General features: G+C 68.2%; 18 protein-coding genes. 10 read left to right on the top strand and 8 right to left on the bottom strand.

Annotated features, from left to right (window positions below):
* Nucleotides 1–51: 51 nt before the first annotated feature.
* Both GXW79_RS08125 and GXW79_RS08120 read left to right on the top strand, forming a co-directional pair.
* A complete protein-coding gene (locus GXW79_RS08125) occupies nucleotides 52–2,442 on the top strand; it encodes a xanthine dehydrogenase family protein molybdopterin-binding subunit (RefSeq protein ID WP_211873874.1) in 2,391 nt (796 codons plus the stop codon).
* 11 nt (nucleotides 2,443–2,453) lie between these two features.
* On the top strand, nucleotides 2,454–3,248 hold the full coding sequence (locus tag GXW79_RS08120; protein ID WP_211873873.1) for an FAD binding domain-containing protein: 795 nt from the start codon (nucleotides 2,454–2,456) through the stop codon (nucleotides 3,246–3,248).
* A 57-nt stretch (nucleotides 3,249–3,305) separates the two neighbouring features.
* Here GXW79_RS08120 and GXW79_RS08115 read toward each other — a convergent pair whose 3' ends face one another.
* Complete coding sequence (locus GXW79_RS08115; RefSeq protein ID WP_211873872.1) at nucleotides 3,306–4,277, bottom strand: Bug family tripartite tricarboxylate transporter substrate binding protein; 972 nt, start codon at nucleotides 4,275–4,277, stop codon at nucleotides 3,306–3,308.
* A 118-nt stretch (nucleotides 4,278–4,395) separates the two neighbouring features.
* The gene (locus tag GXW79_RS08110) at nucleotides 4,396–6,717 is read right to left on the bottom strand and encodes a xanthine dehydrogenase family protein molybdopterin-binding subunit (RefSeq protein WP_211873871.1); all 2,322 of its coding nucleotides are present in this window, start codon (nucleotides 6,715–6,717) and stop codon (nucleotides 4,396–4,398) included.
* A 51-nt stretch (nucleotides 6,718–6,768) separates the two neighbouring features.
* On the opposite strand from GXW79_RS08110, the gene GXW79_RS08105 reads away from it, so the two are divergent.
* From GXW79_RS08105 to GXW79_RS08075, 7 genes are all read left to right on the top strand, one after another.
* A complete protein-coding gene (locus GXW79_RS08105; RefSeq protein ID WP_211873870.1) occupies nucleotides 6,769–7,683 on the top strand; it encodes a ribokinase in 915 nt (304 codons plus the stop codon).
* 10 nt (nucleotides 7,684–7,693) lie between these two features.
* A complete protein-coding gene (locus GXW79_RS08100; protein WP_211873869.1) occupies nucleotides 7,694–8,074 on the top strand; it encodes a hypothetical protein in 381 nt (126 codons plus the stop codon).
* Between the two features lie 70 nt (nucleotides 8,075–8,144).
* Complete coding sequence (locus GXW79_RS08095; RefSeq protein ID WP_211873868.1) at nucleotides 8,145–10,196, top strand: TonB-dependent receptor family protein; 2,052 nt, start codon at nucleotides 8,145–8,147, stop codon at nucleotides 10,194–10,196.
* 12 nt (nucleotides 10,197–10,208) lie between these two features.
* On the top strand, nucleotides 10,209–10,730 hold the full coding sequence (locus GXW79_RS08090) for a YcnI family copper-binding membrane protein (protein WP_211873867.1): 522 nt from the start codon (nucleotides 10,209–10,211) through the stop codon (nucleotides 10,728–10,730).
* A 1-nt stretch (nucleotide 10,731) separates the two neighbouring features.
* Complete coding sequence (locus tag GXW79_RS08085) at nucleotides 10,732–11,043, top strand: hypothetical protein (RefSeq protein ID WP_211873866.1); 312 nt, start codon at nucleotides 10,732–10,734, stop codon at nucleotides 11,041–11,043.
* A gap of 108 nt (nucleotides 11,044–11,151) precedes the next feature.
* Entirely contained in the window at nucleotides 11,152–12,117 is a 966-nt protein-coding gene (locus GXW79_RS08080) for a Bug family tripartite tricarboxylate transporter substrate binding protein (RefSeq protein ID WP_246503815.1), read from the top strand.
* Between the two features lie 84 nt (nucleotides 12,118–12,201).
* The gene (locus GXW79_RS08075; RefSeq protein ID WP_211873864.1) at nucleotides 12,202–12,828 is read left to right on the top strand and encodes a hypothetical protein; all 627 of its coding nucleotides are present in this window, start codon (nucleotides 12,202–12,204) and stop codon (nucleotides 12,826–12,828) included.
* On the opposite strand, the gene GXW79_RS08070 is transcribed toward GXW79_RS08075, so the two are convergent.
* The 6 genes from GXW79_RS08070 to GXW79_RS08045 form a co-directional block, all read right to left on the bottom strand.
* Nucleotides 12,829–13,053, bottom strand: coding sequence for a hypothetical protein (locus tag GXW79_RS08070; RefSeq protein WP_211873863.1), 225 nt, complete (start codon nucleotides 13,051–13,053; stop codon nucleotides 12,829–12,831). It abuts the gene before it with no gap.
* 54 nt (nucleotides 13,054–13,107) lie between these two features.
* Nucleotides 13,108–14,391: a TRAP transporter large permease gene (locus GXW79_RS08065; protein ID WP_211873862.1), complete on the bottom strand. Its 1,284-nt coding sequence runs from the start codon at nucleotides 14,389–14,391 to the stop codon at nucleotides 13,108–13,110.
* Complete coding sequence (locus GXW79_RS08060) at nucleotides 14,388–14,840, bottom strand: TRAP transporter small permease (RefSeq protein ID WP_246503814.1); 453 nt, start codon at nucleotides 14,838–14,840, stop codon at nucleotides 14,388–14,390. The genes GXW79_RS08065 and GXW79_RS08060 overlap by 4 nt, the downstream gene beginning before the upstream one ends.
* Nucleotides 14,841–14,980: 140 nt before the next feature.
* The gene (gene dctP / locus GXW79_RS08055) at nucleotides 14,981–16,018 is read right to left on the bottom strand and encodes a TRAP transporter substrate-binding protein DctP (protein WP_211873860.1); all 1,038 of its coding nucleotides are present in this window, start codon (nucleotides 16,016–16,018) and stop codon (nucleotides 14,981–14,983) included.
* A gap of 57 nt (nucleotides 16,019–16,075) precedes the next feature.
* Complete coding sequence (locus GXW79_RS08050; protein ID WP_211873859.1) at nucleotides 16,076–18,253, bottom strand: glycosyltransferase; 2,178 nt, start codon at nucleotides 18,251–18,253, stop codon at nucleotides 16,076–16,078.
* Nucleotides 18,241–19,590 (bottom strand): glycosyltransferase family 4 protein, encoded by a 1,350-nt coding sequence (locus GXW79_RS08045; RefSeq protein ID WP_211873858.1) that lies wholly within the window; start codon nucleotides 19,588–19,590, stop codon nucleotides 18,241–18,243. Before GXW79_RS08045 ends, GXW79_RS08050 begins: the two co-directional genes overlap by 13 nt.
* A gap of 247 nt (nucleotides 19,591–19,837) precedes the next feature.
* On the opposite strand from GXW79_RS08045, the gene GXW79_RS08040 reads away from it, so the two are divergent.
* Nucleotides 19,838–20,593: an SDR family NAD(P)-dependent oxidoreductase gene (locus tag GXW79_RS08040; RefSeq protein WP_211873857.1), complete on the top strand. Its 756-nt coding sequence runs from the start codon at nucleotides 19,838–19,840 to the stop codon at nucleotides 20,591–20,593.
* Nucleotides 20,594–20,776 lie beyond the last annotated feature (183 nt).

The following is a 20,776-nucleotide window of genomic DNA, read 5'->3' as shown; positions in this document are numbered from 1 at the left end:
GGGGTTTGGGGGAAATTCATTTCCCCCATGCTTCCTTCAAGGGAGACTCCAATGAACGTCGTGGCACCCTTCGAGGGCATTGGCGCGAGCCTGCGCCGCAAGGAAGATTCCCGCTTTCTCCAGGGCCACGGCAACTACGTCGACGATATGGATCGCCCCGGCCAGGTCTGTGCGTGGATCCTGCGAAGCCCCCATGCCCATGCGCTGCTGCGGTCCGTCGACGTCGCCGTCGCTCGCGCCATGCCCGGCGTCGTCGGAGTGTTCACCGGCGCGGACACGCAGGCTGCCGGCCTCGGCGGCATTCCCTGCGGCTGGCAGATCCACAACAAGGATGGCTCGCCGATGGCGGAGCCGCCGCACCCGGTGCTCGCGCATGAGCGGGTGCGTCATGTGGGCGACCCCGTCGCGCTGGTGATTGCCGAGACGCGTGCCCAGGCGCGCGATGCCGCCGAGGCGATCAACGTGGATTACGAGACGCTGGAGCCCTCGGTGACGATGGCGCAGGCACTTAGGCCAGGTGCGACGCCGATCCACGAGGGTGTGGCCGGCAACCTTTGCTACGACTGGCATATCGGCGACAAGGCAATCGTGGATGCCGCCTTCGCCGCGGCGCAGAAGGTGGTGGGGCTGGACCTCACCAACAATCGGTTGGTGCCCAATGCGATGGAGCCGCGCGCGGCGGTAGGCGAGTTCGACCGCTACAGCGGCGACTACACGCTCTACACCACCAGCCAGAATCCGCACGTCATCCGACTGTTGATGTCCGCTCACGTGCTGAAGCTGCCGGAGAGCAAGGTGCGCGTGGTGGCCCCCGATGTGGGCGGCGGCTTCGGATCCAAGATCTACCACTATGCCGAGGAAGCGCTGGTGTGCTGGGGCTCGGCGCAGGTGAAGCGGCCGGTGAAGTGGGTGGCGGACCGCACGGAAGCCTTCATGTCGGACGCGCATGGGCGCGACCATGTGAGCCGCGCGGAATTCGCCTTTGATGCGCAGGGCAAGATCCTGGCGCTGCGGGTCGCGACGCAGGCGAACATGGGCGCCTATCTCTCGACCTTCGCGCCGTGCGTGCCGACCTACCTCTACGCCACGCTGCTCGCGGGCTGCTACGCGACGCCGGTGATCTATGCCGAGGTGAAGGCGGTGTTCACCAACACGGTGCCGGTGGATGCCTATCGCGGCGCCGGGCGGCCGGAGGCGACCTATCTGCTGGAGCGTTTGATGGATGTCTCGGCGCGGGAACTGGGCATCGACCGGGTCGAGCTGCGCCGGCGCAACTTCATCGCGGTGGACGCCTTCCCGTACCAGACGCCGGTCGCGCTGCAGTACGACAGCGGCGACTACCAGACGACGCTCGCGGCCGGCCTCGAGACGGCGGATTGGGACGGGTTCGAGACGCGGCGGGCTGAGGCCGCCAGGCGCGGCAAGCTTCGTGGCATCGGGATTTCCACCTATGTCGAGGCCTGCGGGATCGCGCCGTCCGCCGTGGTGGGATCGCTAGGCGCGCGCGCGGGGCTGTATGAAGTGGGCACGATCCGAGTGCATCCGACGGGAAGCGTCACTGTCCTTACTGGTGCGCACAGCCATGGGCAGGGGCATGAGACGACCTTCGCGCAGCTGGTGGCGGACAAACTCGGCGTGCCGACGGCGCAGGTGGATATCGTGCATGGTGACACGGCGAAGGTGCCGTTCGGCATGGGGACCTATGGCAGCCGGTCAATGGCGGTTGGTGGCTCGGCGATGATGAAGGCGATGGACAAGATTATCGCCAAGGGCAAGCGCATCGCGGCGCACCTTATGGAAGCGTCGGTCGAGGATATCGAATTCGACCGCGGCACCTTCCGCGTCGCGGGCACCGACAAGACCAAGGCGCTGGTGGACATCTCGGTCGCGGCCTACGTGCCGCACAACTACCCCATCGACGAGATCGAGCCGGGCCTCGAGGAGACCGCCTTCTACGACCCGAAGAATTTTACGTATCCCGGCGGGTGTCACATCGCGGAAGTGGAGATCGACACCGATACCGGCCATGTGGCGATGGTGAACTTCACCGCCGTTGATGATGTGGGGCGCGTCATCAACCCGATGATCGTCGAGGGCCAGGTGCAGGGCGGCGTCGCCCAGGGCATCGGCCAGGCGCTGATGGAAGCGTGCCTGTATGACGACCAGGGCCAGCTCGTCTCGGGCTCGATGATGGACTACGCCATGCCGCGCGCGGAGGACATCGCGCCGGTCAGCGTCGCGACGCATGTGACGCTGTGCACGCACAATCCGCTGGGCGTGAAGGGGTGCGGGGAGGTGGGGGCGATCGGGTCGCCGCCGGCGGTGATCAACGCCGTGGTCGATGCTCTGCGCGATTATGGCGTGCGGCACCTCGACATGCCCGCGACAGCGCCCAAGATCTTTGCCATCATCCAGGGCGGCCAGAAACTGGCGGCCGAGTAGGAGATACCGCGATGTATGATTTCACCTATCACAAGCCGACCTCGGTCGCGGATGCGGTCGCACTCCTGGCCGCCGACCCGGATGCGAAGCCGATCTCGGGCGGGCACACGCTGCTGCCGGCGCTGAAGCACCGGCTGAACAAGCCCTCGGCGCTGATCGACCTCTCCGGCATCGCGGAGCTCAAGGGCATCAAGCGCGAGGGCGACGCGATCGTTATCGGCGGCATGACGCGCCACGCGGATGTGGCGACCTCCGCCGAGGTGAAGGCGGCGATCCCGGTGCTCGCCTACATGGCGACGGTGATCGGGGACACGCAGGTGCGCAATCGCGGCACGATTGGCGGCTCGGTTGCGAACAACGACCCGGCGGCGGATTACCCCGCGGCGGTGCTGGGGCTCGGGGCGACCATCATCACCTCGAAGCGGCGGATCGCGGCGGATGAGTTTTTCCTCGGCATGTTCACCACCGCACTCGAGGAGGGCGAGCTGTTGACCGGCGTCTCCTTCCCCATCCCGGAGAAGGCCGGCTACGCGAAGATGCGCAACCCGGCCTCGCGCTACGTCATGGCGGGCGCGCTCGTCTCGAAGGGGCCGATGGGCGTGCGCGTCGCGATCAACGGCGCCGGCCCCTGCGTGTTCCGCCAGGCGGCGATGGAAGCAGCGTTGTCGTCCAACTGGTCGGCCGATGCGGTGGCGGCGATCAAGCAGGATGCGGATGGGCTGAACGCCGACATCCATGGCAGCGCCGAGTATCGCGCGCACCTCGTGACAGTGATGGCGAAGCGGGCGGTCATCAACGCGGGTTGATGACGCCACGAGCGTGATCCGGAGGGCCAGGGGCACACGCCTCTGGCCCTCCGCGTTTCAACCGTCGGCGCGGATGCCGAGCTGGCGCACCAGCGGTTCGAGCAGGATCCGCTGCTCGCGCAGCAGGGCGGAGAAGGCCTCCGGGCGGCGCGGTTCCACCTCGATGCCGATGGGTGCCAGGCGGTCGCGCATCTGCTGGGTGGCCAGGCCAACCTCCATCTCGGTGATCAGGCGCTGGGTGATGGCGGGCGGCAGGTTCGGCGGCCCCATCAGGCCGTTCCAGCCACCGATCCCATAGCCGGCGACACCGGTCGCCTCCGCCACGGTCGGCACGCCCGGCAGCAGCGCGGTCAGACGCGGCAGGCTCTGCCCGAGCGCGCGGATGGAGCCCTGTTGCACAAGTGCGCCCGCGCCCGCCGGCGTCTCCATGCCAAAATCGACCGTGCCGTTGAGCAGCGAGGCCATCGCCGCGCCGCTGCCCTGGTAGGGCACGTGCAGCACCTCCACCCCGGCCATCGCGTTGAACACCGCGCAAACCAGGTGCTGGGTGCCGCCCGTGCCGGAGGAGCAGAAGGTGTACTTGCCCGGCTCCGCCCGCAGGCGCGCGAGGAATTCGCGGCCATTGGTTGCCGGGAAATCCCTGCGCACGACGAGGAGGTAGGGCGAGACCCCGAAGGTGATGATGGGTGAGAGGTCGCGCTCCGGATCGTAGGGGGTGCGCTGTACCAGCGGCGCGAAGGTGATCGGCCCGCCCGAGGCGGAGAGGAGCGTGTAGCCATCGGGCGGCGCCTTGGCGACGAGGTCGGTGCCGATCATCCCCGTGGCACCCGGTCGGTTGTCGGGCACCACGGGCTGCCCGAGCCGTTCGGAGAGGAAGGAGGCGACGAGGCGCCCGATGAGGTCCGTCGCCTGCCCCGGCGGCCAGGGAATAACCATGCGCAGAGGCCGGTTGGGCCACGGTGTTTGCGCGCTCGCGCCCGTGCCCAGGAGCGCGGGCATGGCGAGCCCGAGTGTGCGGCGTTGAATCATTTGCTTCCTCCCGATTTTCCCAGGAGTTTGCGTGAGTTTATTAGCGCCGCCTACGCCGCCAGCTCCAGTAGCCAAAAATAAAAGATTGGGGTCCGGGGAAATTCTTTTCTCCGGCCTTTTACTTGCTCAGCACTTCCCAGATCCGCTCCGGCGTCGCCGGCATATCGATATGCCGGCCGCCCAGCGCATCGGAGATCGCGTTCATCACCGCCGGCAGCGACCCCGCGCACCCCGCCTCGCCGCACCCCTTGGCGCCGAGCGGGTTGGTCTTGGCCGGCACCGGATGGCTGACGAAGCCGAAGCTCGGCAGGTTGTCCGCTCGCGGCAGCCCGTAATCCATGTAGGTGCCGGTCATCAGCTGCCCGTCGTCGGAATAGGCGACGCGCTCGTGCAGTGCCTGGCCGATGCCCTGGGCGATGCCGCCATGGGCCTGCCCGGCGACCAGCATGGGGTTCACGATGACGCCGAAGTCGTTGACCGCGATGTAGCGGTCGAAGGTGACGATGCCGGTTTCGGGTTCGATCTCGACTTCGCAGATGTGGCAGCCATTCGGGAAGGCCATGGGCGCCTGGTCGAAGACGTGGCGGACGTTGAGCGCGGAGATGCCCTCCGCGTCGCGCAGCTTGCCGGCGAGGTCCATGATGTCGATGCCGCGGTCGGTGCCGGCGATGGTGAAGCGCCCGGCGTTGAATTCGATGTCGACGGGCGCGGCTTCGAGGATGTCCGCACTCGCCGCGCGGCCTTTTTCGATGACGAGGGCGGAGGCTTCCGCGATCGCGGCGCCGGATGCCATCAGCGACTTGGAGCCGCCGGTGCCGCCGCCAGCGATGAGCAGGTCGGAATCGCCCTGCTGCAGGCGGATGGCGTCGAAGGGCACGCCGAGTTTGGAATGCAGCACCTGGGCGAAGGCGCTCCAGTGGCCCTGGCCGTAGTCGAGCGTGCCGGTGATGATGGTGACGGTGCCGTCCTTCTCGAAGCGCAGCTCGCCCTGTTCCTTCATCGGGGGCGCGGTGCATTCGAGGAAGTTGCCGATGCCGCGCCCGCGGAGTTTGCCAGCCGCCTTGCTGGCGTCGAGGCGAGCCGGGTAGCCGTCCCAATCGGCGGCCTTCAGCGCTTCGTCGAGCAAGGCGGAGAAATCGCCGCCGTCGTAGGTGGAGCCCGAGGCGGTCGCGTAGGGGAATTGGTCGGGCCGGATGTAATTCAGCTTGCGCAGGGCAACGGCGTCGCGACCGGTCTCGCGCGCGGCTGTCTCGATCAGCCGCTCCATGAAGTAGTTGCCCTCGGGGCGGCCGGCGCCGCGATAGGCGGAGACGGGCGTGGTGTTGGTCACCATGCAGCGCGTCGCGACCTCGATCAGAGGCGTGGCGTAGTTCGACTGCACGTTCTTCACGAAATTGCCGGTGCCCATCAGGGGGGCGACGGTCGCCAGGTACCCGCCCATGTTGGCGAAGCTGGTCAGACGCACGGCGAGGAATTTGCCCTCGGCGTCGAGGGCGAGTTCGGCGATCACCTCATGGTCGCGGCCGTGCTGGTCGGACATGAAGGCGCCGGAGCGGTCGTCGGTCCATTTCACCGCGCGTCCCAGGAGTTTTGCGGCGTGCAGGCAACACAGGTATTCGGGGTAGGCGGATGCCTTCATCCCAAAACTGCCGCCGACATTGCCGGTGAGGATGCGCAGCTTGTCGGTGGGCACCTTGAGGATGTCGTTCGCCATCTGGGCGCGCAGGCCGAAGACGCCCTGGCTGCCGACATGGAGGGTGAAGCGGCCGGTCTCGGCCTCGTACTCGCCGATGGCGCTGCGCGGCTCCATCGCGCAGACGACCAGGCGGTTGTTGCGGATGGACAGCTTGGTCACATGCGCCGCGGCGGCAAAGGCGGCGGCGGTCTTGTCCTTGTCGCCGTAGTGGAAGTCGAGCACCTGGTTGCCGGGGATGTGGTCGTAGAGTAGCGGCGCATCCGGCGCGGCCGCGGCGGAGGCCAGGGTCACGGCATCAAGGCTGTCGATGTCGAGCTCCACCGCCTCGGCGGCGTCGCGGGCGGCGAGCTTGGTCTCGGCGACGACGAAAGCCACCGGGTCGCCGACGAAGCGCACCTTGTCCGTGGCAAGCGAGGGGCGCTCGATGTTGATCAGCGGCGTGCCGTCGGCGTTCTTCAACGGCAGGACGCAGCGCATCGGCCCGTAGCCGGCCTCGACCAGGTCCTTGCCGGTCAGCACCAGCAGCACGCCGGGAATGGCGCGCGCGACCTCGGCATTGATCCCGTTGATGACGCCATGCGCGTAGGGGCTGCGAACCATGACGCACCAGGCCTGGCCGGAGACCGCCATGTCATCGGTGTATCGGCCCTCGCCGCGCAGGAGGTGGGGGTCCTCCTGGCGCTTCACCGGCTGGCCGATGCCGAATTTCAGCAGGGTGGGGTCGGCCAGGTTGGTGTCGGGCATGGGGATCTCGGCTCTTCGCTGCGTTGCGATAGAGGTTAGGGTGTTGGGCCAATGACGCAACCCGGGGAGGTGACGATGCTGTTGGTGATCGGGTCCTACAACCGAGACCTGGTGCTGACGATGGCGCAGCTGCCTGCGGCGGGGGAGACCGTGGCGGCGGCTGGCGTCGCGCAATTCGATGGCGGCAAGGGCAGCAATCAGGCGGTGCAGGCGGCGCGCTGCGGGGTGCGGGTGACCATGGTGGGCGCACTCGGCGCCGACGGGGCCGGGCAGTCGGCACGCGCGCTGTGGGCGGCGGAGGGGATCGACGCGTACGTCCAGGATTGCACGGCAGCGACCGGGCAGGCGGTGATCTTCGTCGATGCCGCCGGCGAGAACTGCATCGCCGTGGTGGCGGGGGCCAATGGCGCCCTCGCCAGCGCCTATGTGGCGGGCGCGGTGCGGGATGTGGCGCCGCGCGTGGTGCTGGCGCAGCGCGAGGTGCCGGATGCGGCCATTCTCGCGGGGTTCCATGCGGCGCGCGCTTTGGGGGCGCTGACGATGCTGAACGCGGCGCCCGCCGGGGTCGTGCCGGCGGCGCTGCTGGCGGCAACCGACCTGCTGGTGGTGAATGAGGGCGAGGCGGCGGCGCTTGGCGGTGACCTGGCCGCGCTGGCTGCGGGGCATGCGCTCGGTGTCATCGTGACCCAGGGCGCGGCGGGTGCGACGCGTATCGCGCGTGACGGTGCGGTGCGCGCCTGGCCGGCCTTCGCGGTGGCGGTGCGGGATACGACTGGGGCGGGGGATGCCTTCACCGGCTGCCTCGCGGCGTGGCTGGCCATGGGGGCGACGATCGACGCCGCCATGCCCTTCGCACTGGCAGCTGGCGCGCTCGCCTGCACGCGCGATGGCGCGGTGCCGTCGCTGCACGGGCGCGCGGCGATCGCGGCGATGGCGGGTTGCCCGGGCGCGGTCGTTCCGGCATAGGGGTTTTGAGATGCTCCGGCGCCCCGCCCTGCTGCCCCTGATCGCGCTGCTCCTGCTGATGCAGGCGGTGGTCGCACCCGCGCTGTGCCTCGCGCATGCCGCGGCGCGGGCCGGCGGCGGCCACAGCGTCGAGATCTGCGGGCCGGAGGGTCTGCAGACCATCCGCCTCAATGAGAATGGCGACCCGGTGCAGGATGCGGCGCCGATGCCGGGCGGCTTCTGCTTTGCCTGTCACGCGATCCCCGATGCGAGCTTCGCGGTCGGCCCCGAGCCGGTGACGCCGCACTGGGTGCGGGTTGCGCTCGCCATCCCCGCGCGGATTGCCGCGCACCCGGCACCGGCCATTCGCGGCCCGCCGCTCGGCGCCCAGGCACCACCCTTCCTGGCCTGACGTCCCGTGCGCGCGCGCGGGGCCGAACACCCCCGCCGTGACGCTAGACCTTCAGGAAAGCCTGCCTCCCATGACCCTTCGTGCCCGGCTGCTTGCATCCGCCGCCCTAGTGCTGCCCTGCGTGGCCCTTGCTCAATCGCTCACCGCGATCCCACCCATCACCGTCACCGCGGTGCCCCCCGTGGCAACCGTGCCGGACAATGCGGCCGCCGAGGAGATCGCCCGCCAGAACCCCGGCAACGTCTCGATCGTGCCGGCCGAGCGCTTCCGCGACCGCGCCGGCGTGCGCTCCCTTCAAGATGCGCTGGAATTCACCCCCGGCGTCTTCGCGCCGCCGAAATGGGGCGAGGATACGAGGCTGTCGATCCGCGGCTCCGGCCTCGCGCGCAACTTCCACCTGCGCGGGGTGCGGCTGCTGCAGGATGGCGTGCCGCTCAACCAAGCCGATGGCAGCGGGGATTTCCAGGAGCTGGACCCCCTGACGCTCCAGCGCCTGGAGGTCTATCGCGGCGCGAACGCCTTCGCGCTGGGTGCCAATGCCCTGGGCGGGGCGATCAACGCGGTCACGCCGACCGGGCGGACCTCGCCAGGCGGGCTGGTGCGCCTGGAGGCCGGCAGCAACAGCTTCGTCCGGGGCCAGCTCGCCTATGGCTACGCAAACGGCGCGAGCGACGCCTACATCAGCGTCACCGGGCTCGGCTCGGAGGGGGTGCGCGACCATTCGGCGGCGCGCAACGTCCGCATCAACGCCAATGTCGGCTACCGCATCACCGATGATGTCGAGACACGCGTCTACGTCACCTACAACAACATCTTCCAGCAGATCCCCGGCGTGGTCACGCGCGGCTCGGCGCTGAACACGCCCCGGGTCGCGGCGCCGGCGAACCTGCTCAACAACTACCAGCGCAACATCGAGAGCACGCGGCTGGGCAGCATCACCACCTGGCGCGTGCAGGAGGGCGTGGTGATCGAGGCCGGCGGCGGCTTCGTCCGCCGCGAGCTGGACCACCCGATCTTCCAGTACATCGACCAGCGCAATGACGACTTCAACCTGTTCCTGCGCGCCACGCTCGACTTCCGGGTGTTCGGGCTGGAGAACCGTCTGCGGGCGGGCGTGAACAGCGCGATCGGCGAGACCGACAGCCTCCGTTACGTCAATCTCAACGGCCGCCCGACGGCGCAGCTGACCGCGAGCTCGCAGGACCGCGCCCGAACCAATGACGCCTATGTCGAGAACACGCTGCGCATCACCGACACCGTCGGGCTGATCGCGGGCGCGCAGGTGGGCGAGGCGTATCGCGCGAGCCGCGACCGTTTCCTCCAGGATGGCAATGGCAGCGGCAGCGGCCGTTGGCAGTGGGTCAACCCGCGCGTCGGGGTAATCTGGGACTACGCGCCGACGGCGCAGCTGTTCGCGAACCTCTCCTGGTCGACCGAGCCGCCGACCCTGTCGGACCTGACGCCGCTGGTGCCGGTGGGTGGCTTCTCGCGGTTGAAGGCGCAGCGGGCCACGACGCTGGAGGTGGGTACCCGCGGCACGATCGGTCCGGTGCGGTTCGAGGCGGCACTGTACCGCGCCTGGATCCGCGACGAGATCCAGCTGATCAGCACGGGGCCCTCGACGTCGCTCGCCTTGAACCTCGACCGCACGATCCATCAGGGCGTGGAGCTGGGCGCGGAATGGACGGCGCTGGCGAACGGGATCAGCGAGGGCGACGCGCTGACCCTGCGCGGCGCCTACACCTTCTCGGATTTCCGCTTCGACGGCGATGCGCGGTTCCGCAACAACCAGCTGCCCGGCGCGCCGCGGCATTTTGTGGTCGCGGAGGGGCGCTACAGCCACCCCGCCGGCGGCTGGATCGCGCCAAACGTGACCTTCCTGCCGGAAAGCTTCCTCGTGGACAGTGCCAACACGACGCGGACCAGCAGCTATGCCCTGCTGGGTCTGCGCGCGGGTTGGAACTTCTCCGACCGCGTCTCCGTCTTCGCCGATGCGCGCAATCTGACCGACAAACGATACGTCGCGAGTGCCAGCGTCGCGCCCACGGCGACGGCCAATTCCCTGCTGTTCGAACCTGGTGCGGGCCGCGCGGTCTATGCCGGCCTGCAGCTCCGTTTCTGAAGGAGGCTTGCCATGAAGCGCCTGTTCCTCGCGGCTACTCTATTCAGCGCGCCCGCCGCCGCGCATGTCACGCTCGATCCCCCGCAGGCGGTGGCGGGGAGCTATCTCCGCGCCGCCTTCCGGGTGCCGCATGGGTGTGGGGCGGCGGCCACCGAGCGCCTGGTGGTGCAGTTCCCCGAGGGGATCGTCATGGCGCGGCCAATGCCGGTCGCGGGCTGGCGGATCTCCATCGCGCGCGCCCCGCTCGATCCGCCGGTGGACAATGGCCATGGCGGGCTGATCCGCGAGAGGATCACCGGGATCACCTGGGAGGGTGGATCGCTGCCGGACGAGTATTACGGGGAGTTCGTGGTGATGTTCCAGGTGCCGAACCGCGCGGGGGAGACGCTGCACTGGCCGGTGACGCAGCATTGCGCGGGGGGCGCGACCGCCGCCTGGGTGGAGATTCCGCAAGCGGGCCGGCGCGTGACGGATTACCGTTATCCGGCGCCGACGCTTCGGGTGGTCGCACCTCGGCCGGTTGGAGGGAATTGAGATGCGCTTTCATATCCTGGCCCTGGTCGTTTTCCTGTTCGCACCGCCGCTCGCGCGGGCCTGCGACCCCGACGAGCTGAACGCGCATCTGACGACGGTGTGCCGCGCTGCGCTTGACCCCGCCGTGGCGGTCATCATGCCGCTGCGCGTGCACGCGAGTGCGGAGGAGGACACGGCCATCGGGCTTGCCTTCGCGCGCGCCGCCGAGGCTTGTGACACGGGCGATCCCGCCATCGGCGCCGCCGAGGCGGTGCGCCTTGCGCGCCTGGCCGGCCGTATCGAGGCTCGCACGGGCGCGCTGCCGGCGCTCTGACGCCTCGTCGCCCAGCGTGACTTTCCTGCCCGGAGCCAATAGACAAAAATAAAAAAAGGGGTCTGGGGAATTCTTTCCCCAGCGCTTCCTTGCTTCGGGAGGATGTCCATGTTCGCACGCCGCACGCTTCTGGCCACCGGGGCGCTGTTGCCCCTCGCGGCGCGCGCCCAAACCGACTACCCCAACCGCCCGGTGCGCATCATCGTCCCGTTCCCCCCGGGGCAGGCGGCCGACATCATCACCCGCCTGATCGCCGACGAGTTGTCGCGCCGCTGGCCGCAGCGCGTGGTGGTCGAGAACCGCGCGGGCGGCGCCGGCGTGCCGGCGATCGAGGCGGGCGCGCGCTCGGCACCGGACGGCTACACCTTGATCAACGGGACTTCAGGCACGCTGGGCATCAATCCGGGAGTTATCCAGCGGCTGCCCTATGAGCCGCTGCGGGATTTCGCGCCGATCACCAATGTGGCGATGGTGCCCTTGCTGATCATCGCGCACCCGTCCTTCGCGGCGGCCGACCTCGATGCGTTGCTGGCCAAGGCGCGTGCGGAGCCGGGGAAGATCGACGTGGCCTCGGCGGGCCCGGCGACGTCGCAGCACCTGGCGGCGGAGATGTTCGCGCATCAGGCCGGGATCCAGCTGAACATCGTGCACTATCGGGGCAGCGGGCCGGCGGTGACCGACCTCATCGCGGGGAATATCCCGGTGATGTTCGATTCAGTCGCGAGCGCGCTGCCGCATATCCGCGGCGGGCGAGCGCGAGCCATCGCGGTGACGGTGCGTGCGCGGGTTGCGCAGCTGCCCGAGACTCCCACCATCGCCGAGCGGCTGCCTGGCTACGAGGCGGCGGGGTGGAGCGGGCTGGTCGCGCCCATCGGCACGCCGGCGGAGATCCTGCGCAAGGTGAATGCCGATGTGGTGGCGATCCTGCGGGAGCCCTCGGTCATTGCGCGGATCGGCGAGTTGGGGATGCTCACGGACCCGGGCACCCCGGCCGAGTACGGGCGGTTCCTTGCCAGCGAGATCGCGAAGTGGCGGGAGGTGGCGCGGGTGGCGAATGTGCGGCTCGACGGATAGCGGCTAGCTGGATCGTTAGCGGAACGACATAGCCGGGTGGGCCGCGCCGGCCTATGGTGTTCCCGTGTTTGCGGAGGACCGGTCATGCGGCGTCTGGTGATGCTCCTGGGTGTGCTGGCCTCGGCGCCGGCCGGCGCGCAAACCATGTATCGCGGCTATGATATCGGCCCTGATTTCGGCGCCATGCTGGAGCAGTCGCAGCGCGGCAGCGCGCAGCTCTCGGCGCAGATGCAGGCTGCGCAACAGCAGGCCATCGCCCGCGCCATGCAGGACCCTGAATGCCAGGCGCATTACCGTGCCTTCCTGCAGCGCGGCGGGCAGATGCCGTTTCCGAACTTCGCCTATCAATGCGCGGCGACGGCGAATTTCTCGCCCGAGGGCATGCGCCGCTACCGCGAGGGCGAAGTGCGCAACCAGCGCGAGGAGCAGTTGCGGCGGGATGAGCTGCGTCGCGCCGAGGAGGCGCGCGGGCGCGCCCAGGGCGAATACGCCGAGCGCTACCGCGAGGGTCAGCGGGAGCAGGGCCGGGTGATGCAGGGTCAGTCGACCTATGTGGACCCGCGCACGGGTCAGCCCGTGGTGCTTCCCTATATGGGCCCGAATGGCTACGTGGACCCATCCACCGGCCAGCGCTTCACGCGCGACCAGCAGGGCAATCAGTACGTCATGCTGCCCAACGGGCAGTGGCAGATGCTGTATCCGGCGCGCTGATCAATCGCCGATATACCCGAACAGGCGCATGCCCAGCACCATCAGGATGACGCCGATCCCCAAGGTGTAGACGATGAGATCGAAGACCGACATGCGCCAGTTCCCGGTCGGCACCCACCGCGGCGCATAGGCATAGACCGGGTTTTCGGATTTGGTTCGCTCGGCCATGTCGCGGAACCGCCTGTTCTCGTCGCGGCTTCGCGCATCGCCCAGATCATCGGCCATGACTTGGCTCGATCGCCGCATGATAGCACCGGGTGAGGTCCGCATCGCCAGCATTCACAACCCCATCACGCGCGGCAGCCACAGTGCAATATCCGGAACCGCGACGACCATCGCGAGGGCCACGAACATCGCCAGGATCATCCACACCACCCAGGGGATAGTGCTTTCCATGGGCACGCCGGCGATGCGGCAGCTCACCATCAGGTTCACCGCCATGGGCGGGGTGAACTGACCGATCGCGATCTTCATCGTCAGGATCACGCCGAACCAGGTGAGGTCCCAGTGGAAGGCATTCGCGATGGGGATCAGCACCGGCAGCAGGATGAGGAAGGTGGACACGCCGTCGAGGAACATGCCGATCATGATCAGCACGATCATCAGCAGCCCGATGGTGCCGTATTCGCCGAGGCCCAGGCCCACCACCCAGTCCGCGACCGGCTGGACGATGCCGAGCGTGCTGAGCGACCAGGCGAAGACGGAGGCGAGGGCCACCACGATCATGATCACCGCCGATAGCTCGCCGGCCTCGACCAGCATCTCGTAGAGGTCGCGTATGGTCAGCGTGCGATAGACGAAGAAGCCGATGATCAGCCCATATGCGACGGCCATCACCGCGGCCTCGGTGGGCGTGAAGGCGCCGGTGCGCATACCGCCCAGGATCACCACCGGCGCCATCAGGCCCCAGAACGCCTCCTTGAAGGTCTGCCAGATGGAGAGCGCGTGGCGCGACGGATTCTTCCCGCCGAAATTCATCACCAGAGAGATGATGACGATGGGGATGATGATGGCGAAGCCGGCCAGGATCCCCGGGAACATCCCGGCCATGAAGATGGCGGGAACCGACACGCCAGGTACCATCACCGCGTAGATGATGAAGGCGATGGAGGGCGGGATCAGGATGTCGGTGGCCGCGGCGGCCGCCACCGTGCTGGCAATGAAGGAGCGCGGGTAGCCGTCGGCCACCATGGACTTCGTCACCACATGGCCGACGGCGGCGGATGTCGCCGGGCCGGAACCGGAGATGCCGCCGATCACCATCGCCACCAGCACCGCCACCGAGGCCAGCGCGCCGCGCCCGGCGCCGACGATGGCGGTGGCGAAGCGCACCAGCCGCAGCGCCACGCCGGTGCGGTCGAACACTGAGCCCACGAGGACGAACATCGGGATGGCGATCAGCGGATATTTTGCGATGCCGGAATACACGTTCGTCGGCATCGCCATGATCGACTGGTCGGCGAGTTGGATCGCCAGCGCGCCGGCGAGGCCCAGTGCGACCGCGATCGGCACGCCGCCGAATAGCAGGATAGTGAAGGCCAGGAACAGGATGACGCCGATCATGGGCCGTGCCCCCGCAGGCTGCGGATCATCCGCTGAAGCGCGCGCGCGATGACCACCAGCGACAGGATCGGCAGCCACATCGTGTAGAGGAATTGCGGGTGGCCGAGGCCGGAGGAGACGAACTCGAAATCCCACTCGTCATAGGCGAGCTTCGCGCCGTGCAGCGCGAGCAGCCCGAAGCAGAGAATGGTGAGCGCCATCGCCACCGCCTCGGCGATGCGCTGGCCGCGCGGAGAGAGCTTCTCGACGAAAAAGGGAATGCGGATATGCGTGCCGCGCGCGACGGCGAGCGCGGTGCCGAGCAGTGCGAGGCCGATCATGAGCGCGACCGAATACTCCTCGGTGAAGGCGAGGGAGACGTTGGAGAGGTAGCGCGTGACGACGTTCGCCGCGGTGATGAGGGCGATGGCGGCCATGGTCGCGGCGACGAGGGGTTCTTCGATTTTCATGGGGGCAAAAAAGGCTGGGGAAAAGAATTTCCCAGACCCCATTCTTTTATTTTTATCCATTGGATGCGGCTGTGAGGAAGCACCAATCGACAAAAATAAAAGATCGGGGGTCTGGGGGAAATTCTTTTCCCCCAGTCTTTCTATCTCACCGCCGCCTCCGCCTTACGCACCAGCTCTGCACCGATCGTCGCCGCCCAGCGGTCGTACACAGGTCGCGTGATCCGCGCGAAGGCTTCCTTCTCCGCATCCGTCAGCACCGTCACCTCCACACCGCGCGTCCGCAGGTCGCGCATCGACGCATCATCGCCGCCATCCAACCCCAGGCCGCGCCGCGTGAGTTCGATCTGGTAGCGTCCCGCCTCGATCGCGCAGTCTCGCACCAGCGCCTGGTCGGCCGGTGTGAAGCTGTTCATCACCGTGCGCGAGAGCCCGAAGATCAGCGGGTCGTTCACGTAGTTCCACACCGTCAGGTGTTTCTGCGCCAGCGTGTCCATGCGCAGCGCGAGGAAGAGGTTGATCGGGTTCTCCTGCCCGTCCACCGCACCGGTCGACAGCGCCGGCTGCAGGTCGGCGAAGCTCATCTGCACGGGGTTGGCGCCCATGGCGGTGAGAATCTCGTTGAAGATCGCGCCGGCGGCGAAGCGGATCTTCAACCCGCGCATGTCCTCGGGCGTGCGGATGGTGCGCTTGGAGTTGCTGATCTCGCGGAAGCCGTTCTCGCCCCAGGCCAGCGGCACGATTTCGCGGCGCTCCACCACCGAGAAGATGTCGCGCCCGACCACGCCGCGGATGAGTGCTTCGAAGGCGCGGTGGTCGCGCATGAGGAAGGGCAGCTGGAAGATGCCGACCTCGCGCAGCTGGGGCGCGATGTTGATGGTCGAGAAGACGCCGAAATCGATCACGCCCTGGCGCATGGCCAGCAACTCGCGCGTCTGGTCGCCGCCGACCAGCTGGCTGCCAGGATAGGTGCGCACGTTGATGCGGCCGGAGGTACGCTCGGTGACGAGCTCGGCCCATTTGAAAGCGCCCTCGGCGAAGGGGATGGGGCGATTGCCAACGACCGTCATCTTGTACTCGCCGCGATAGGCGGTCTGCGCGCGGGCGACGTGCGGGGCCGCGAGCGGCGCGGTGAGGCCGGCCGCGATCAGCGCGCGGCGCGACGGTGCGATGATGGTCATGGTGTTTCTCTCCCTCGATTTTCGTTGCCTATAGCAGGCGAGCGAGGGCGTGTCGCGTCAGGTGCCGGCGGTGACTTCCACGGCTGCGAAGTGCTGGCGCTCGAGGAAATCGACCCGCGCGGAAAAATCCTCGCGGCGGCAGAGCATCACCTCGGTGACGCCGATCCCGACCAGGCGCGCGGCCTCGCCACGGCGACGGTTCGGCAGAGTCTGCGGGACGGTGGCCGCGATCTCGATGGCCAGCGCATCGCCGGAGCCGGCGGGGATCTCAAGGAACGCGGTCTGTCGCGCATCGGGCGCGAGGGTGAGGCTCGCCCAGGCATCGCCCGGCCGGGCGCGGAGCCGCAGCGTGACCGGCGCGCGGCCGGGCGGCGCCACGAGGCCGAGGTAGAGCCGCAGCGGCTCTACCTCGGGCTGCGCGAGCGGCAGGCGCAACCGGGCGCGGCCAGGCACGGTCCAGCAGCCCCAATCCTCGAGGGGGTGCCAGCCGAGCCCGTCGCGCAGCAGGTCGGCGAGTGCCATCGCGCGATCGGGCTGGGTGCGGCCGAGCAGGCGCAGCGGCATGGCCCGCGCCAAAGGCGCGGGCAGGCGGGTTTCGGAGGGCGGCGCGTCGGTGGCTGCGAAGCGGGCGATGGCGGCAAGCACTTCCGCGGTGATGGCGCCCCAATCGCGTAGATGGACCTCGCGGGCGATGGTCGCCTCGGCTGCGGCGCGGGCCTCGGCGAACAAGATCAGCTTCTCGACCTTGGCGATCAGGTCCGGCTCGCTTTGCGGCTCGAAGAAGATCCCGCCCGCAGCGCCCGCTTCGATGAGTGCGGAATGGCGCGGCAGCACCACGGCGCGGCCATGGCCGAGGCTCTCCGTCACCGGCAGGCCCCAGCCCTCGTAGAAGGAGTTGTAGATGGAGAACAGCGCGCGCCGGTACAGCGTTGCCAGCACGAGGTCCGAGATGCCGTGCAGGATGGTCACCTTCTCGGCCAGCAGCGGCGAGGCTTCCAGGAGGTGCAGCGCTGGCTCCGCGAGCCAGCCGGGCTTGCCCACGCAGACCAGGCGCGGCACGGCGGCCGGCCCATGCTTGCGCAACAGGGCGAGCCAGGCCTGGAAGACGAGGAGGTGGTTCTTGCGTGCCTCGATGGTGCCGACGACGAGGACGAAGGGCTCGTCATCCGGGATCGGCAGCGCCTGGGAATCCGGGGCCGCGTCAGGCGCGGCGTTCAGGCGGATCACGGCGTGCGGCATCGCCGCCCCGGGCACCACTTCTGCCAGGATCCGCGTGGCATCCGCCGCGGTGCAATCGGAATTGGCGAGGAAGCCATCGGCATGGGCGGCCAGGCCCGCGAACCATTGCGCGAATTCTAGCACGAGCGGGCGTGAACAATGCTCGGGCAGAATCAGCGGGATGCAATCATGGATGAAGGGGATGTAGCGGATGCCGAAGCGCCGCTGCGCATGGCGCACGCGCAGGAAATAGTCCGCGATCCACCACGACGTGCCCAGATTGACCAGGCAGGCGCCGGGCGCGAAGGGGAAATCGGCACCCTCGCTGAGCTGGCGCCGCGCCTCGTCCACCGCCTCCACCCACACCGCGTCGCGCGTGTCGGCGCCGAGGCGCGAGAGGCGATACAGGCGCAGGAACAGCGCCGCGCTGACCTCGCGCCAGAACCCGCCGCGCGCATCGAAGGCGGCCACGGCGGTCGCGGTGCCCTCGGCCGGGTTGGTCAGCGCTCGGCTGATGATGTTGAGCTGCACGCGCTGGATGCCCGTTGGCGCCCGGTTGCCGCGGAACCAGGCGAGCAGGTCCGAAGCGTCGAACACGATCAGCAGGTCGGCGCTGGCGTGCCGCCGCCGCGCCGGCCCGGCATCGGCGAAAGGCGCGAGCGCGGTGAGCTCCGGACCCGCGAAGGGGTTTTGCGGATCGAGCGCAAGCGCATCGGCATAAGCGGCGAAGGCGCCGGCCGCATCGCCTAGCCGCTTCAACGCGCCCGCGATGTGCAGCTTGGTGTCCGCCACGTCGGGCGCCAGCGCATCCGCCGCGCGGTACAGCGCGAGCGCGCCGGCGGTGTCCCCCGCTTCCTTCACGGCATGGCCGCGCTGGACCATGGCGCGCCAGTCGCCGGGTGCTGCGTCCAGGTAGGCGCCATATGCCTCCGCCGCGGCGTCCCACAGGCGCTGGTCACGCAGGCGATCGGCACGCGCAAGCAGTGCCTCGGGCGCTTCGGCGTTCAGCTCTGCCACTTGGCCCCGACCTTTGCATAGGCCTCGGCGAGGCGGAGCTTGTACCGCTCGGGCGAGAACAGCTCCGCCCGCACGGGGCCGGCAGCGGCCAATCGGTCGCGCAGGGCCTCGTCGGTGTCGAGCGTGCGGATCGCCTCGGCCATCGCGGCGGTGTCGTAGGGGTCCACCTTCATCGCGGCGTCACCCACGACCTCGGGCATGGAGGCGGTGTTGGAGGTCATCACCGGCGTGCCCAGCAGCATGGCTTCGAGCGCCGGAAGGCCGAACCCCTCATAGAGCGAGGGGAACAGCAGCGCCTTGGCGCCGCGCATGAGGCTGACGAGGAGCGGGAAGGAGGCATAGTCGATCTGCTGCACCCGGTAGCGGGTTTCGGTGACGCCGTTCTGCGTCAGCAGATAGCGCACATGCGCGTTGTCGGAAATGAGGCGCAGTTCCTGGCCGGATTTCCAGGCCTTCTTGCCCACGATGACGAGCGGGTCCGTCACGCCCGAGGCGAGATACGCCTCGATCATGCGGCCGATGTTCTTCTTGGGCTCGATCGCGCCCACGAACAGGAAATACCGCCCGGGCTTGAGGCCGAAGGTGCCCTCGATCTCCATGGCCACGTCGCTCATCGGCTTGTTGCGGAGCTTCGCGGGGATCTCGACCGCCTGGTAGGTGTTGGTGACCCGCTCCTCGGGCACGCCCAACAGGTTCACGATGTCCTTCTTGGACGCCTCGCTCACGGTGAAGATGTGGTCGGCGCGGCGGCCGAGTTGGCGGGCGAGGGAGAAATAGAGCCGCTTGTTGTCGAGCGTGGTGTAGGGCAGGCGCAGCGGCACCAGGTCATGCATGGTGTAGATGTTCTTGGCCCCGGTGACCTTCAGCGCCAGCGGGTAGGTCCAGTGCATGATCTGCGGGGGCTTGCGGAAATACACCTGCAGGCGACTGCGATAGAGGCTGAAATGCATGCGCTGCGAGTCGAATAGTCGCTGGACGTTCCAGATACTGTCGAAATACGGAAGGCGGGAACGGTAGGTCTCCTGCACGACACGCCCCGTCATCGGCACCTGTGTCGCGATCTCGCCGAAAGGGGTGGTGAGCGCGCGCTGGACGTTCTTCAGGATGCGCATCCACTTGCCCGGGCGGCCGACCATGGGATCGAAAAAACCGATCTCCCGGATCAGCGATTGCAGACTGACCGTCGAATTGACCGTGCCATACAGCACCCCGACCTCGGCGCCGAGGTCGCGCAGGCCGAAGGAGAGATTGCGGGCATAGGTCGCCACGCCCGTCCCTTGTTCCAGCGCGAGATTGTAGCCGTCGAGGAAGATGCGGGGGCTGCGCGGGGAGGACATGGGAGAGGGGAACTCGCGCAAGGGTTGTAGAAGGTCATGCCGAACCTGCCGTCTGCGCGATGCCCCGTCAAGCAATGTCAGGCCGATTAACGGAGGAAATCGATGATCATTGCGTCACGTCAAATATGTATTCACAACTGTTCCACGCCGAAGCGATGAATATTATCAAATCCTGAATGCTCGGCCCTGCCGCTGGATCGGATGCCCGTGGGGCGCCTAGCATCGCACCCAATCGAGGGAGGCCTCCATGAACCAGATCGATCTCGCCGGCCGCGTCGCCATCATCACCGGAGGCGCCCGCGGCATCGGCTACGCCATCGCCGAACGAGCCGCCGCCAGCGGCGCCGCCCTCGCGCTGTGGGACATGGACGCGGCCAAGCTCGCCGAGACGAAAGCCATGCTCGAAGGGAAGGGGGCCACCGTCAGCAGCCACGCCCTTGACCTCACCGACCAGAATGCCGTCGACGCCGCCGCGGCGGCCACGCTCCAGCATCACGGGCGCTGCGACATCCTCGTGAACAACGCCGGAATTACCGGAGGCAACGCGCCCACCTGGGATTTGCCCGTCGCCGAATGGCGCCGTGTCATCGAGGTTAACCTCATCGCGCCCTACCTGGTCTGCCGCGCCGTCATCCCCGCGATGATCGCGTCCGGCTACGGGCGCGTCGTCAACATCGCCTCCGTCGCCGGCAAGGAAGGCAACCCAAACGCATCCCACTACAGCGCCTCGAAGGCAGGACTCATCGGCCTCACCAAATCCCTCGGCAAAGAGCTGGCCACAAAGGGCGTGCTGGTGAACGCCATCGCGCCGGCCGCCGCGAAAACCGACCTCTTTGCGCAAATGACCGAGGCGCAAATCGCCTACATGCTGTCGAAAATCCCGATGGGGCGCTTCGTCGAAACAACCGAAATCGCCGCCATGTGCTGCTGGCTTTCCTCCGAAGACTGCTCCTTCGCGACCGGCGCGGTCTTCGACGTCACCGGCGGCCGGGCGGTGTATTGAGGGGAGGGAACAAGGCGGGGGGCTCCGCCCCCTCGACCCCGCCAGGGATCGCGCCGATCCCTGGACCCTGGCATGTGATGGTCCCGTGTTTTGAAGGGGTGTGCTTGCTTGAAGCGCCGCGGTGGGGAGGAGGCGCGTCGCAAGCGCTCCCTTCATCAAGGTTGCTCCACGCGCCTCCTCCCC

The sequence above is a fragment of the Plastoroseomonas arctica genome (assembly GCF_018128965.1).
GTDB lineage: Bacteria > Pseudomonadota > Alphaproteobacteria > Acetobacterales > Acetobacteraceae > Plastoroseomonas > Plastoroseomonas arctica.
The sequence above is the reverse complement of the archived record's forward strand: the minus strand, read 5'-3'. Positions and strand labels throughout refer to the sequence as shown.

Coding starts and splice junctions, on each gene's coding strand:
- GXW79_RS08125 (WP_211873874.1), top strand. CDS start 52: ATGAACGTCGTGGCACCCTTCGAGGGCATTGGCGCGAGCCTGCGCCGC.
- GXW79_RS08120 (WP_211873873.1), top strand. CDS start 2,454: ATGTATGATTTCACCTATCACAAGCCGACCTCGGTCGCGGATGCGGTC.
- GXW79_RS08115 (WP_211873872.1), bottom strand. CDS start 4,277: ATGATTCAACGCCGCACACTCGGGCTCGCCATGCCCGCGCTCCTGGGC.
- GXW79_RS08110 (WP_211873871.1), bottom strand. CDS start 6,717: ATGCCCGACACCAACCTGGCCGACCCCACCCTGCTGAAATTCGGCATC.
- GXW79_RS08105 (WP_211873870.1), top strand. CDS start 6,769: ATGACGCAACCCGGGGAGGTGACGATGCTGTTGGTGATCGGGTCCTAC.
- GXW79_RS08100 (WP_211873869.1), top strand. CDS start 7,694: ATGCTCCGGCGCCCCGCCCTGCTGCCCCTGATCGCGCTGCTCCTGCTG.
- GXW79_RS08095 (WP_211873868.1), top strand. CDS start 8,145: ATGACCCTTCGTGCCCGGCTGCTTGCATCCGCCGCCCTAGTGCTGCCC.
- GXW79_RS08090 (WP_211873867.1), top strand. CDS start 10,209: ATGAAGCGCCTGTTCCTCGCGGCTACTCTATTCAGCGCGCCCGCCGCC.
- GXW79_RS08085 (WP_211873866.1), top strand. CDS start 10,732: ATGCGCTTTCATATCCTGGCCCTGGTCGTTTTCCTGTTCGCACCGCCG.
- GXW79_RS08080 (WP_246503815.1), top strand. CDS start 11,152: ATGTTCGCACGCCGCACGCTTCTGGCCACCGGGGCGCTGTTGCCCCTC.
- GXW79_RS08075 (WP_211873864.1), top strand. CDS start 12,202: ATGCGGCGTCTGGTGATGCTCCTGGGTGTGCTGGCCTCGGCGCCGGCC.
- GXW79_RS08070 (WP_211873863.1), bottom strand. CDS start 13,053: ATGGCCGATGATCTGGGCGATGCGCGAAGCCGCGACGAGAACAGGCGG.
- GXW79_RS08065 (WP_211873862.1), bottom strand. CDS start 14,391: ATGATCGGCGTCATCCTGTTCCTGGCCTTCACTATCCTGCTATTCGGC.
- GXW79_RS08060 (WP_246503814.1), bottom strand. CDS start 14,840: ATGAAAATCGAAGAACCCCTCGTCGCCGCGACCATGGCCGCCATCGCC.
- dctP (WP_211873860.1), bottom strand. CDS start 16,018: ATGACCATCATCGCACCGTCGCGCCGCGCGCTGATCGCGGCCGGCCTC.
- GXW79_RS08045 (WP_211873858.1), bottom strand. CDS start 19,590: ATGTCCTCCCCGCGCAGCCCCCGCATCTTCCTCGACGGCTACAATCTC.
- GXW79_RS08040 (WP_211873857.1), top strand. CDS start 19,838: ATGAACCAGATCGATCTCGCCGGCCGCGTCGCCATCATCACCGGAGGC.